Source organism: Frateuria flava (assembly GCF_017837635.1).
In the GTDB taxonomy this organism is placed as follows: Bacteria; Pseudomonadota; Gammaproteobacteria; order Xanthomonadales; family Rhodanobacteraceae; genus Frateuria_A; species Frateuria_A flava.
Genome location: NZ_JAGJRS010000021.1, coordinates 16,420 through 29,916, shown reverse-complemented (window position 1 = coordinate 29,916; position 13,497 = coordinate 16,420). Strand labels below are relative to the sequence as shown.

The window sequence follows — 13,497 nt, the reverse complement described above, 5'->3', positions numbered from 1 at the left end:
GGCCATTCGGGCGAAAATGGCCGTCTTTTCCTCGCGGCGCGGCTGCTTGTCGCGCTCCCCGTACGCCTTTGCACGAGAGGTCATGCAGACGATGTCCCAGGCTCCGAAGATTCTCTACACGCTGACCGACGAAGCGCCCTTCCTCGCCACCCAGTCGCTGCTGCCGATCGTGAAAGCCTTCGCCCACACCGCGGGCATCGACGTGGAGACGCGCGACATTTCGCTGGCCGGGCGCATCCTCTCGCAGTTCCCCGAGTGCCTGAAGGAAGACCAGCGCATCGCCGACGACCTGGCCGAGCTGGGCCAGCTCGCCACCACGCCGGACGCCAACATCATCAAGCTGCCCAACATCAGCGCCTCGGTGCCGCAGATGAAGGCCGCGATCAAGGAACTGCAGGCGCAGGGCTACGCGCTGCCGGACTACCCCGACGAGGTCCATGGCGACGTCGAGCAGTACAACATCAAGGCGCGCTACGACAAGGTCAAAGGCAGCGCGGTCAACCCGGTGCTGCGCGAGGGCAACTCCGACCGCCGCGCGCCAGCCTCGGTGAAGAACTACGCACGCAAGCATCCGCACCGGATGGGCAAGTGGAGCGCCGATTCGAAGACCCGCGTGGCGCACATGGACGCCGGTGATTTCTACGGCTCCGAGCAGTCGGCCACGATGGACAAGGCCGGTAGCCTGAAGATCGAGCTGCTCGGCAAGGACGGCAGCGCCACGGTGCTGAAGGAAAAGGTGGCCGTGCAGGCCGGCGAAGTGGTCGACGCGGCGGTGATGAGTCGCGCGGCGCTGGCGCGCTTCGTCGACGCGGCGATCGCCGACGCCAAGGCGGCCGGCGTGCTGTTCTCGCTGCACCTGAAGGCCACCATGATGAAGGTCTCCGACCCGATCATGTTCGGCGTGGTGGTGCGCGAGTTCTACAAGGACGTGCTCGGCAAGTACGCGACCGAACTGAAGCAGATCGGCTTCGATGCCAACAACGGCATCGGCGATCTCTACGCGCGCCTTTCGCAGCTTCCGGAAGACAGGCAGGCGGCGATCAAGGCCGACATCGACGCCGAGTACGCGAAGCGTCCGGCGCTGGCGATGGTCAATTCCGACAAGGGCATCACCAACCTGCACGTGCCGTCCGACGTGATCGTCGACGCCTCGATGCCGGCGATGATCCGCGACTCGGGCAAGATGTGGAACGCCAAGGGCGAGCTGCAGGACACCCTCGCGCTGATCCCTGACCGCAGCTACGCCGGCATCTACCAGGCGGTGGTCGAGGACTGCAAGGCGCACGGCGCCTTCGATCCGGCGACCATGGGCTCGGTGCCCAACGTCGGCCTGATGGCGCAGAAGGCCGAGGAATACGGCTCGCACGACAAGACCTTCCAGATCGCCGCCGACGGCACCGTGCGGGTGACCGACCAGGACGGGCGCACCGTGTTCGAGCACGCGGTCGAGGCCGGCGACATCTGGCGCATGTGCGAAACACGCGACGCGCCGATCCAGGACTGGGTCAAGCTCGCCGTCACCCGCGCACGCCTTTCCGGCACGCCGGCGGTGTTCTGGCTGGATCCGCAGCGCGCACACGACGCGCAGCTGATCGCCAAGGTCGAGCGCTACCTCAAGGACCACGACACCGCCGGCCTGGACATCCGCATCCTGTCGCCGGTCGAGGCCATGCGCGTCTCGCTGGAGCGCATCCGCAAAGGCCAGGACACCATCTCGGTGACCGGCAACGTGCTGCGCGACTACCTCACCGACCTGTTCCCGATCATGGAGCTGGGTACCAGCGCCAAGATGCTCTCGATCGTGCCGCTGATGGCCGGCGGCGGCCTGTTCGAGACCGGCGCCGGCGGCTCGGCGCCCAAGCACGTGCAGCAGTTCGTCGAGGAGGACTACCTGCGCTGGGATTCGCTGGGCGAGTTCCTGGCGCTGGCCGCGTCCTTCGAACACCTGGCCGAGCGCTACGGCAACAAGCGCGCCGCCGTGCTGGCCAAGGCGCTGGACGAGGCCAACGGCCGGATCCTGGACAACAACAAGTCGCCCGCGCGCAAGGTCGGTGAGCTGGACAACCGCGGCAGCCATTTCTACCTGGCGCTGTACTGGGCGCAGGCGCTGGCCGCGCAGGACGAAGACGCGGGCCTGAAGGCCACCTTCGCGCCGCTGGCCAAGGCACTGGCCGACAACGAGGCGGCCATCGTCGCCGAACTGAATGGTGCCCAGGGCAAGCGTGTCGACATCGGCGGCTACTACCACCCGGATCTCGCCCGCACCCGCGCGGCGATGCGGCCGAGCAAGACCTTCAACGACGCGCTGGCAACGCTGAAGGATTGAACCGGAAGGCGCGCTACGGCGCGCCTTTTTTTATACGTAGACAGGGACGGACCCCATGCGCACGATCCTTCTGTCGCTGCTGATGTTGCTAGCCACGGCCGCCGCCGGCCGGCAGGCCACACCCGTGCCGGCCGCCTCGGTCACCACCCTGGCGCCGGTACTGGTGCGCGGCGAGCAGCCCGGTCCGGGTCTGTGGAAAGTGAGCTCGCCCCAGGGCCACGTGATGTGGGTGCTGGGCACGCTCGAGCCGCTGCCGCGCGACATGCAATGGCAGTCGCGCGAGGTGCTCGACCGGCTGCGCGGCGCGCAGGAACTGCTGCGTGAACCGGGCATCCACCTGAAGTCGAACCTGGGCTTCTTCGGCAAGCTGGCGCTGCTGCCGCGGCTGATCGGCATCCGCAACAACCCCGACCACGCACGGCTGGCCGAGGTCGTGCCCGCGGCCAGCTATGCGCGCTGGCTGGCGCTCAAGGCGCGCTACATCGGTCGCGATGGCAAGGTGGAGAAATGGCGGCCGCTGTTTGCCGGATTCCGTTTGTACCAGGCGGCGATGGACCGGGCCGGCCTGGATCGCAAGGGCGTGGTGCCCGGCCTGCTGGATGCGGCCAGGCAGGCCGGCATCCCGCGCACGTCGACCGCCTACGTGGCCACCATCGAAGACCCCAGGGCGCTGGTGAAGGACTTCAAGCGCGAACGCCTGGACGACCTGACCTGCTTCGACGCCATGCTTGCCCAGGTGGAGGTGGACCTGACACAGATGGGCCAGCGCGCCAACGCCTGGGCCAGCGGTGACCTGGCGACCCTGCGCCGGCTTCCCGGCGATGCGGCGCGGGCGCCGTGCGCCGATGCGCTGAGCGGCGCAGGCTTCGCCCGCAAGCTGGGCCTGCAGGATGTCGAGGGCAAGATGCGCCAGGCCTGGCTCGCGGCGGCGCGCAAGGCGCTGGCGGCCCACGCGAGCAGCTTCGCGCTGCTGCCGATCGACCAGGCCTTGCGCCACGATGGCTACCTCGCGGCGCTGGCGGCGGAAGGCTACGTGGTCGAGTCGCCGGACGACACCGGCGAGACGGCACCGTAGCGCAGGCCCGGCCGGTGCGCCTTTCGCGAGGCGTGCCTCCAGGCAGGGCTGCGCACGGTGATCCGTGAGCAACCGTCGGAGGCCTGCATCAGGACGGCTTGGCGCTGGCCTGGTCGAGCAGGGCGATTTCATCCGGCGCCAGCGCAAGTTTCACCGCATCCAGCAGCTCATGCAGTTGTTCCAGGCTGGTCGCGCTGGCGATCGGCGCGGTGAGGCCCGGGCGGGCGATCAGCCAGGCCAGCGCGATCTGCGCGGGGGTGGCCTGGTGGTTGGCGGCGACGCGGTCGAGCGCGTGGAGGATGTCCAGTCCGCGTGCGTCCAGGTATTTGCGCACGCCGGCGCCGCGCGCGCGGCTCTTGGCCAGATCCGCCTCGCTGCGGTACTTGCCGGTCAGGAAGCCGCTGGCCAGCGCGTAATAGCTGATCACGCCGACCTGCTCGCGCCGGATCAGCGGTTCCAGCTCGCGCTCGTAGCCGGTGCGGCGCAGCAGGTTGTATTCCGGCTGCAGTGATTCGTAGCGCGGCAGGCCATGGTCGGCCGACATCTTCAGCGTCTCGGCGAAGCGGTCGGCGGTGTAGTTGGAGGCCCCGATCGCGCGTACCTTGCCCTGCTCGATCAGCCGTCCAAACGCGCCGAGCGTGTCGGCCAGCGGAACCGAGGCGTCGTCCTCGTGCGCCTGGTACAGGTCGATGCAATCGATCTGCAATCGCCTGAGCGAACCTTCCACCGCCTGCTGGATATTGACCGGTGACAGGCCCGGCTGTTCGGCCCACTTGGCCACCTTGGTCGCGATCAGCACTTTGTCGCGCTTGCCGGTGGCCTTCAGCCAGCGGCCGATGATGGTCTCCGATTCGCCGCCGCGGTTGCCCGGCACCCAGGCCGGATAGACGTCCGCCGTATCGACCAGGTTGAAGCCGGCGTCGACGAAGGCGTCCAGCAGCTCGAAGGAGCGTTTCTCGTCCGCACTCCATCCAAACACGTTGCCGCCAAAGACAAGCGGGGCGATGGCAAGCGGCGAGCGGCCGAGGGGGCGCAGATGCATGGGGATCCTCCGGGCTGGGAATCCTCAACAGATGGAGCGCCTTTTCCAAGGAATCAACGGCAGGAGCACGCCTCTGCACGACGGCAGTCCCGGCGTGCGGGTGTTGTCCGGGCGGACCCATTGCGCAGGGCGGGCGGGCTTCAGCCCATCCGCCGCATCGCGAGGGTGGACTGAAGCCCACCCTGCGCCGGCGTCCTAGCTGACCAGCGCCGCGCGTAGCACCTCGCGCCAGCGCAGCATCGGTGGCGCCGGCTTGCCGGTCGCCACGGTACGGCCACCGCGCTCCGGCGCGTCCTCACGCCAGCTCAGCCCGGTGGGCAGGGCGTGGCCATGCAGGTAAAGCAACTGTTTCCAGAACGGTTTCACGAGAACCTCCGGTGTGGGGTGTTGCCTTGGGGAGCGCTCAAGGTACGCCGCATGCGGGGCGCCCAAAAGCGATATATTCGCAAGCCAGCCTTGAGTGGACTTCAAGTCGCCAACGCCTCGGAGGCCGACCTCGTGAGCCATGTTCCGCTGGGTCTGTTGCAACAGTTCGTGCGGGTCGCGCGCGTCGGCAACCTGTCGCGCGCGGCGGTGCAGGCCAACCTCACCGTCAGCGCGTTGAGCCACCAGATCCGCCAGCTGGAGGAGCGCCTGGGCCGTCGCCTGTTCGAACGCGGTCCGCGCGGCGTCACGCTCACCACCGAAGGATGCGGCCTGCTCGAAGCGGTCGGCGAGCACTTCGACGGCATCGACCACGCGCTCGCGCGCTACCGTGAGCGGCGGCACGATTCGCTCACCCTGAGCGCAAGCTCCGGGATCATGTCCAGCTGGCTGGTACCGCGGCTGCCGGGACTGGTGGCCGCGCACCCGGAGCTGGAGCTCAACCTGCAGACGGCCACCACGCTGGTGGATTTCGAGCGCGAACCGGTCGATGCCGCGCTGCGCTATGGCCGCGGCCAGTGGCCGGGGCTCACCAGCGAACGGCTGTTTGGCGAGTGGCTGGCGCCGGTGGCCACGCCGGCGCTGATCGCACGCATGGACGGCGCCGATCCGGGCCAGCTCGGCGACTGGCCGCTGCTGGGCGACCCGGGCGATCGCTGGCGCGAGTGGTTCGCCCAGGTGGGCGGCACGCCGCCGAAGCGCTACGTGGCGCACTTCGACAGCACCGACGCGCTGCGCCACGCGGCTCTGGAGGGTCTGGGCGTGGGACTGGGCCGCATGGTCAGCTCACGCTCGCTGATCGAGGCCGGTCGGCTGGTGGTGCTGGGCCAGCGCTACCTGCCGATCCAGGAGGCCTATTGGCTGGTCTACCCGCCGCGCTCGCAGGAACACCGGGGCCTGCAGGTGTTCCGCCAATGGCTGCTGGGCGAGGCGCAGGCGTACTGCACACAGATGCCGCGGTTGCGCGAGGTCGAGCCCGTCAGCGCCTGATCCTGCAGCAGCGCACCTGGGCGCGACGCGATGTTCACGGTCGCGTACCGGTGCGCTCCTGGAGGTTTCTTCGAATCCCTGCGCGCGGCATCATCGGACCTTCCCCTCGCCAGGAACTCCCCATGAAATCGCGTGCCGCCGTCGCCTGGGAAGCAGGCAAACCGTTATCGATCGAGGATGTGGACGTCGCCGGGCCGAAGGCCGGCGAGGTGCTGGTGCGCATCGTCGCCACCGGCGTCTGCCACACCGACGCTTTCACGCTCTCCGGCGCCGATCCGGAAGGCTTGTTCCCCGCGATCCTCGGCCACGAGGGCGGCGGCATCGTCGAGGAGGTGGGCGAGGGCGTGACCACGCTTGCCGTGGGTGATCACGTCATTCCGCTGTACACGCCCGAATGCGGCACCTGCGAATACTGCCGTTCGGGCAAGACCAACCTGTGCCAGCGCATCCGCGCCACCCAGGGACAAGGACTGATGCCCGACGGCACCTCGCGGTTTTCGAAAGACGGCCGGATGATCCACCACTACATGGGCACCAGCACCTTCAGCGAATACACGGTGCTGCCCGAGATCGCGGTGGCCAAGATCAACCAGGCCGCGCCGCTGGAAAAGGTCTGTCTGCTCGGCTGCGGCATCACCACCGGCATCGGCGCGGTGCTCAATACGGCCAAGGTCGAGCCGGGCGCCAGTGTGGCGGTGTTCGGGCTGGGCGGCATCGGCCTGTCGGTGGTGCAGGGCGCGGTGATGGCCAAGGCCGGGCGCATCGTGGTGGTCGATACCAACCCGTCCAAGTTCGAAATGGCCAAGCTGCTGGGCGCCACCGATTGCGTCAATCCGAAGGACTACCCCGATACGCCGATCCAGCAGGTGATCGTCGAGCTCACCGGTGGCGGCGTGGATTACTCGTTCGAGTGCATCGGCAATGTCGATGTGATGCGCGCGGCGCTGGAGTGCTGCCACAAGGGCTGGGGCGAGTCGGTGATCATCGGCGTCGCCGGTGCGGGCCAGGAGATCCGCACGCGGCCATTCCAGCTGGTGACTGGACGGGTGTGGCGCGGCTCGGCGTTTGGTGGCGTCAAGGGCCGCTCGCAGTTGCCCGGCTACGTCGACCGCTACATGGCCGGCGAAATCAGGATCGACGAGATGGTCAGCCAGGAGCTGCCGCTGGAGCGCATCAACGAGGCGTTCGACGCGATGCACGAAGGGCGCGTGATCCGCTCGGTGATCCGCTACTGAGCCAGCCCCGCTCTTCGTAGGAGCCCACTTGTGGGCGATGCCTTTGCGCCAGGAACAAAAGCATCGCTCACAAGCGGGCTCCTGCGGCGGCGCCGGCGCTCGGCTAGAATGCGCGCGCCTTCCCGGCACTCCCCAAAGGACCCCCATGCAACGCACCGCCATCCTCGTCGACGGCGCTTTCTTCCTTGCCCGTTACCGCAAGGTGTGGGGCGAGCGTGACGCCAACGACGCGCGTACCGTGGCCAAGACCGTGTTCGGCATGGCGCTGGAGCACCTCAAGGCGCTGGACCGTCCGCGCGAGCAGCTGTACCGGATCTTCTTCTACGACTGCCCGCCGCTGGACAAGGTGCTGGTGCGTCCGCTCAGCGGCGAGGCGGTGGACTTCTCGCGCACCGGCGCGGCCGCCTTCCGTCGCGAGCTGCACGACCAGCTGCGGCGCCAGCGCAAGATGGCGCTGCGGCTTGGCCGGCTGGCCGAGCGCGGCGAATGGAAGCTCCGCCACAACGCCTACCAGCAGCTGCGCGAGGGCACCCTGGCGTGGGAGGATCTGGGCGACGAGCATTTCGAGCCGGACATGCGCCAGACCCAGGTGGACATGAAGATCGGCATCGACATCGCGGCGCTGACCTACAAGAAGCTGGTCGACCAGATCATCCTGGTCGCCGGCGATGCGGATTTCATCCCGGCGGCAAAACTGGCTCGCTACGAGGGGATCGACTTCATCCTCGATCCGATGTGGCAGGGTATAGCCCCGGACCTGCACGAGCATATCGACGGCCTGCAGTCGGTTTGCCCGCGTCCTTTCTGAAACATTCGTCCCGCGTGGTCGTAAGGAGACACCATGAAGACCTTGTTGCTTACCGCTTTCTGCACCACCGCCCTGCTGGCCCTGCCGGCCATCGCACAGGACCAGCCCACCGATGCGCTGGTGCCGCCGACCTCGGCCAGCGACTACACCGCCACCCAGCTTGCCCAGGTCATCGGGGGCGACTGGCGCCCGACCGACCAGCGCGCGCGCGACACCTACCGTCACCCGAAGGAAACGCTGACCTTCTTCGAGCTGCGCCCGGACCAGACGGTGATCGAGATCACCCCCGGCGGCGGTTGGTACGCACAGATCCTGGCACCCCTGCTGCGCGACAACGGCCATTACATCGCCGCCGAAAAGCAGCCCTCGGCCGACAGTGAAGCGCGCGACGACGACAGTGCCCTGCGCAAGCTCTTCCTCGCGCACCCGGCGCAGTTCGGCAAGGCCGCCATCGTGGCCTTCGATCCGAAGGCGCCGGTGCTCGGCCCGGCCGGCTCGGCCGACCGCGTGCTGACTTTCCGCAACGTCCACAACTGGGCGATGGACGGCACCGCGCCGGCGATGTTCAAGGCCTTCTACACGGTGCTCAAGCCCGGTGGCGTGCTTGGCGTGGTCGACCATCGCGCCGACGCCGGCGCCACGCTGGACGAGGTCAAGCGCAGCGGCTACCTGCCGGTCGATTACGTCATCAAGCTGGCGACCGACGCCGGGTTCGTGCTGGACGGCCGCAGCGAGATCAACGCCAACCCGAAGGATGACCACGATCATCCCGAAGGTGTGTGGACGCTGCCGCCCACGCTGGCGCTGGGTGACAAGGACAAGGACAAGTACCTGGCGATCGGCGAGTCCGACCGCATGACCCTGCGTTTCGTGAAGCCGGAGGCGCCGGCCCACGCGGCCTCCTCGCCGTGACGTGCTGATCGCGCTCAACAAGCCCTATGGCGTGTTGTGCCAGTTCTCCGGCGATGGCAGCCGGCCGACGCTGGCCGGCTACGTGCGCGAGAAGGACGTCTATCCGGCCGGACGGCTGGATCACGACAGCGAAGGCCTGCTGTTGCTGACCGACGACGGCCGCCTCGCGCACCGCCTCACCGATCCGCGCCACAAGCAACCGAAGACCTATCTGGTGCAGGTCGATGGCGCCATGACCGACGAGGCGCTCATTGCATTGCGGCGTGGCGTCGCGCTCAACGACGGTCCCACGCTCCCGACGGGCGCCGAGCACGCGGTCGAGCCGGACTGGCTATGGCCGCGTGACCCGCCGGTGCGCTTCCGCAAGGCGATCCCCACCAGCTGGCTCACCGTCACGCTGCGCGAGGGGCGCAATCGGCAGGTGCGGCGGATGACGGCCGCGGTGGGCTTTCCCACCCTGCGGCTGATCCGTGTGCGCATCGGCGACTGGGCGCTGGATGGCCTGCCCCCGGGCCAGACCCGCCGGCTCCTGTAGGAGGGCCGCTCCGCGGGACAATGCGCTCATGCCGACCTTCAAAGACCACTTCTCCGCGCACGCCACGCTCTACCGGGATGCACGACCGCTGCCGCCCGCCGACTGGTTCGACTGGCTCGCCGGCCAGGCGCCGGACCATGCGCTGGCCTGGGATGCCGGTTGTGGCAATGGCCAGGCCAGCCTGGGGCTGGCGGTGCACTTCGAGCATGTGGTGGCAACCGACCCGAGCGCGACACAGATCGCCCAGGCCAGCGCGCACCCGGCCATCGACTACCGCGTGGAACCGGCCGAGCACAGCAGCCTGGCGACGGGCAGCGTAAGTCTGGTCAGCGTGTCGCAGGCATTGCACTGGTTCGACCTGGAAGCGTTCCATGCGGAAGTGCGCCGGGTCGCCAGGCCGGGGGCGCTGCTGGCGGTTTCCGGCTATGGCAACTGCAGCGTGGACCGGGCGGTGGATGCGGTCGAGTGGAGGCTGTACGCCGACACGCTCGGCGGCGACTGGCCGCCCGAACGCGCGCTGGTGGATGAGGGTTATCGTGGGTTGCCGTTTCCCTTCGAGCCGGTCGCGGCGCCAAGCTTTGCCATGCAGGCGCGCTGGAACCTTGCGCAGTTCCTTGCTTATCTGCGCTCCTGGTCCGCGACACAGCGTTACGTCAGGCGCACGGGTGTCGATCCGGTGGCGGCGGCTGCAGCCGACCTGGCGCACGCCTGGGGCGACGTGGGCCTGGTGCGGACCGTGCGTTGGCCTTTCTTCACCCGCGTCGGCCGCATCGCCTGATTCTCTTTGAACCAGTCCGGGTGCCGACAGGCGATCGGAAGCCTTCGGCACGCGAGCCAGGTCGTGGAACACCCACGCAAGAACCACAACCAAAGCCACTCATGCGGGAAGCATCACGGCGAGCCCCGGCCCCTCACTCCAGCCCTCTCCCCGGAGGGGAGAGCAAGCCAAGTGCGGCGCTCGCGCCGCAAGTCCTCCCACGCCGCCGCTTCAACGCCTCTGCCCTGAACGCGGGAGAGCCCGGATAAAGCGCAGCCCTGTACCGCCGTAGGGCAAGACGCCCGCTACAGTCCGAAGAACGCCATCGCCGCGGCGGTGCTGTTCGCTGCCGTCAGCTCGACCGGCTCGCCGCGATCGCGCGCCACTTCCTCGCAGATGTGCCTGAGGTACATCGGCTCGTTGCGCCGATGGCTCGGTTGCGGGCGCACCGTGCGGGGCAGCAGGTAAGGCGCGTCGGTTTCCAGCATCAGGCGTTCGGCGGGAATCTCGCGCACGAATTGGCGCAGGTGCGTGCCGCGGCGTTCGTCGCAGATCCAGCCGGTGATGCCGATGTGGCAGTCCAGCGCGAGGTAGTCGTGCAGCGCCTCGCGGGTGTCGGTGAAGCAGTGCACCACCGCCGCCGGTACGCGGTCGCGGTAGCGCTTGAGCAAGGCCAGAAAATCGGTGTGCGCGTCGCGCTGGTGCAGGAACAGCGGCTTGCCCCGTTCCGCCGCGATCGCCAGTTGCTGCTCGAACACGCGCAGCTGCACGTCGCGCGGGGAGTAGTTGCGGTGGTAGTCCAGCCCCGTCTCGCCGACCGCGCGCACCGCGGGCAGGCCGGCCAGCTCGCGCAGGCGCGCGTCGGTGGCCTCGTCGTAGTCGATCGCGTGGTGTGGATGCACGCCCGCGGTCGCCCACAGCACACCAGGGTGTTCGTGCGCCAATGCCAACGCCTGCTCGCTGCCTTCGCGCGAAGCGCCGGTCACGACCATTCGCGTGACCCCCTCTGCAGCGGCCCGCGCGAGTACCTCGGCGAAGTCGTGGCGGAAGGATTCGTGCGTGAGATTGGCGCCGATGTCGACCAGCTGCATGGCTTGTCCGCAAAAGCGCGCATTGTTGCAGAGCAGGCCGGATTGGCAAGGCGCGCAGCCGTCCAGCCCGCTGTCACATCGAGGCGACAAACGACCCCCTAGCTTGCCAATCGACGACGGCAGGGAAGCAGTGGGGCGTGGGTGATGCAGTCACGCGACAGCCGGCAGGATGCGTCCAGGGCGACCGTCGTCGACGGAAGCGGAGTTTCAGGACTTCGTGCAGTACTGCCCGCCGTGCAAGGCGGCGGGTGCTCAAGACCGGGGAATCACTTCATGTCAAATCGTATGCGGATCGGGGCGCTGCTCGGCGCTTCCATGGCCTTTGCCTTCTCCATGGCGGCGCACGCCGCCGCTCCTGCCGGGGGATTGGGCGCCACCCACTACAACCTCAGTTCGCTCAAAAGCGACGGCCATTACGACCGCTTCATCGTTACCTGGCGGCCAGGCAGCGCCGAGCGGGCCAATCCTTCGCTGATGCGCCAGAGCATGGGCGCGGCGCTCTCGCGCGCCGGCCTGGTGCGCGCCACGCTCAGTGCGCAGGGCATGATGCAGGCGCCGGTGCAGGCGAGCTACGGACGGCGACTGGCGATTGGCGCCGACGTACTGCGTACCTCGCGCAAGCTCGATCGCAATGAGGCGGCCGCGCTGATGGCGCAGATTGCCAGCGACCCGGCCGTGTTGCACGTGGCGCCGGACGTGCTGCGCCACGCCGTGCGCGACATCGCCGCGCCGGCCTCGCTGCGCCCCAGCGCGTTCAAGCCCAGCGACACCGAATTCCGCCAGTACCAGTGGGACCTCAAGGCACCCAGTGGTCGGGCCACCGCATTCGGCGACCGCAACTACGGCGGCGCGCACGTCAACGCCGCGTGGGACCTGGCCGACGGCAAGGGCATCGTGATCGCCGTGCTCGATACCGGCATCACCACCCACGTGGACGTCAACACCAAGCTCGCCGGCGCCGGCTATGACTTCATCACCGACGCGTTTCTTTCCGGCCGCAAGAACGACGGCCGCATCCCCGGCGGTTGGGATCCGGGCGACTGGACGACGGGCAGGCCGTGGCAGTCGATGTGCACGGATGAGTTCAACCCACCGCAGCCCAGCTCCTGGCACGGTACCCACGTGGCCAGCACGGTCGGCGCCGAGCGCACCAACAACGGCATCGGCCTGGCCGGCATCGCCTACCGTGCGCGGGTGCTGCCGATCCGCGTGCTCGGCCACTGCGGCGGCTACGACAGCGACATCAGCGACGCGATCATCTGGGCCGCCGGCGGCCACGTCGATGGCGTGCCGGACAACACCCATCCGGCGCAGGTGATCAACCTCAGCCTGGGCGGTTACGGCCAGTGCACCGCGGACGATCCGATGGGACAGGCGATCGCCCTGGCCAACAAGCGTGGCGCGGTGGTGGTGGTCGCGGCAGGCAACGACAACGACAACGCCAAATACTTCTCGCCCGCCAGCTGCCCGGGCACCGTCACGGTGGCTGCCACGGGCATCACCAGCCGGCGTGCCTACTACTCCAATTACGGGCGCACGGTCGACCTGGCCGCGCCGGGCGGCGGCATCTACGCGGGCGACCGCAGCAGCGGCGAGCAGGTGTCCGACGGCTTCGTCTGGCAGGCGATCAACAGCGGCGCCACCAAGCCGGTCGCGGACGACTCCAACTACGCCGGCTACGCTGGTACCTCGCAGGCGACGCCGCACGTCAGCGGCACCGTGGCGCTGATGCAGGCCGCGCGACTGGCCCGCGGCCTCAAGCCGCTGACCCCCGCTGCGGTGCTGGACATCCTCCAGCGCACCGCCGCCACGCCCAAGGTCGCGCCCGACCATCGCATCGGCGCAGGCATCCTGGACGCCTACGCGGCAGTGAACATGGCCATCAACTCCGGTGGGACGACCAGCCAGGCGACGCTGCTGGGCAACGGCGTGGCGCTTTCGGACCTGTCGGGGGCCAAGGGTAGCCGCACGGTGTATCGCATCGACGTGCCCGAAGGCGCCGGCAAGCTGAGCCTGCGTACCAGCGGCGGCAGCGGCGACGTCACCCTCTACGTGAACCGGGGCACTCCCGCCACGGCGGAGGATTACCACTGCCGCTCGGCCCACGCCGGCACCAGCGAATCGGTGGTGCTCGATCACCCGGCAGCCGGCAGCTGGTTCGTCACCGTGGTGGGCCGCACCGGCTACCGCGGCGTGAGCCTGGTTGGGAAGTACCTCGCCTCCCGCTGATCGGGGACAATGGCCGGCGGCGCATGTCGCCGGCCATGGCATTCGTGGTCTGCAAGGCACGCTGCGCGGTACGC

General features: G+C 68.6%; 12 protein-coding genes. 9 read left to right on the top strand and 3 right to left on the bottom strand.

Annotation, left to right across the window (positions count from 1 at the left end):
- Nucleotides 1-91: 91 nt before the first annotated feature.
- On the top strand, nucleotides 92-2,326 hold the full coding sequence (locus J7I44_RS10665; RefSeq protein ID WP_209620931.1) for an NADP-dependent isocitrate dehydrogenase: 2,235 nt from the start codon (nucleotides 92-94) through the stop codon (nucleotides 2,324-2,326).
- 55 nt (nucleotides 2,327-2,381) lie between these two features.
- Entirely contained in the window at nucleotides 2,382-3,401 is a 1,020-nt protein-coding gene (locus J7I44_RS10660; RefSeq protein WP_209620206.1) for a TraB/GumN family protein, read from the top strand.
- Between the two features lie 88 nt (nucleotides 3,402-3,489).
- Here J7I44_RS10660 and J7I44_RS10655 read toward each other — a convergent pair whose 3' ends face one another.
- Both J7I44_RS10655 and J7I44_RS10650 read right to left on the bottom strand, forming a co-directional pair.
- The gene (locus tag J7I44_RS10655) at nucleotides 3,490-4,443 is read right to left on the bottom strand and encodes an aldo/keto reductase (protein ID WP_209620203.1); all 954 of its coding nucleotides are present in this window, start codon (nucleotides 4,441-4,443) and stop codon (nucleotides 3,490-3,492) included.
- Between the two features lie 195 nt (nucleotides 4,444-4,638).
- Nucleotides 4,639-4,809, bottom strand: a complete 171-nt coding sequence (locus J7I44_RS10650) for a hypothetical protein (protein WP_209620200.1) — start codon at nucleotides 4,807-4,809, stop codon at nucleotides 4,639-4,641.
- 132 nt (nucleotides 4,810-4,941) lie between these two features.
- Between J7I44_RS10650 and J7I44_RS10645 the strand changes: the two genes are divergently transcribed.
- The 6 genes from J7I44_RS10645 (at nucleotide 4,942) to J7I44_RS10620 (ending at nucleotide 10,124) form a co-directional block, all read left to right on the top strand.
- Nucleotides 4,942-5,856 (top strand): LysR substrate-binding domain-containing protein, encoded by a 915-nt coding sequence (locus J7I44_RS10645; protein ID WP_209620197.1) that lies wholly within the window; start codon nucleotides 4,942-4,944, stop codon nucleotides 5,854-5,856.
- A 122-nt stretch (nucleotides 5,857-5,978) separates the two neighbouring features.
- Entirely contained in the window at nucleotides 5,979-7,091 is a 1,113-nt protein-coding gene (locus tag J7I44_RS10640; protein ID WP_209620194.1) for an S-(hydroxymethyl)glutathione dehydrogenase/class III alcohol dehydrogenase, read from the top strand.
- 145 nt (nucleotides 7,092-7,236) lie between these two features.
- Nucleotides 7,237-7,899, top strand: a complete 663-nt coding sequence (locus J7I44_RS10635; protein ID WP_209620191.1) for an NYN domain-containing protein — start codon at nucleotides 7,237-7,239, stop codon at nucleotides 7,897-7,899.
- Nucleotides 7,900-7,932: 33 nt separating this feature from the next.
- Nucleotides 7,933-8,811, top strand: coding sequence for a class I SAM-dependent methyltransferase (locus J7I44_RS10630; protein WP_209620188.1), 879 nt, complete (start codon nucleotides 7,933-7,935; stop codon nucleotides 8,809-8,811).
- A 1-nt stretch (nucleotide 8,812) separates the two neighbouring features.
- A complete protein-coding gene (locus J7I44_RS10625) occupies nucleotides 8,813-9,346 on the top strand; it encodes a pseudouridine synthase (protein WP_209620184.1) in 534 nt (177 codons plus the stop codon).
- Between the two features lie 28 nt (nucleotides 9,347-9,374).
- On the top strand, nucleotides 9,375-10,124 hold the full coding sequence (locus J7I44_RS10620) for a class I SAM-dependent methyltransferase (RefSeq protein ID WP_209620181.1): 750 nt from the start codon (nucleotides 9,375-9,377) through the stop codon (nucleotides 10,122-10,124).
- Nucleotides 10,125-10,408: 284 nt separating this feature from the next.
- On the opposite strand, the gene J7I44_RS10615 is transcribed toward J7I44_RS10620, so the two are convergent.
- Nucleotides 10,409-11,194: a TatD family hydrolase gene (locus J7I44_RS10615; protein WP_209620178.1), complete on the bottom strand. Its 786-nt coding sequence runs from the start codon at nucleotides 11,192-11,194 to the stop codon at nucleotides 10,409-10,411.
- Between the two features lie 273 nt (nucleotides 11,195-11,467).
- Between J7I44_RS10615 and J7I44_RS10610 the strand changes: the two genes are divergently transcribed.
- Nucleotides 11,468-13,423: a S8 family peptidase gene (locus J7I44_RS10610; protein ID WP_209620174.1), complete on the top strand. Its 1,956-nt coding sequence runs from the start codon at nucleotides 11,468-11,470 to the stop codon at nucleotides 13,421-13,423.
- Nucleotides 13,424-13,497: the final 74 nt, after the last annotated feature.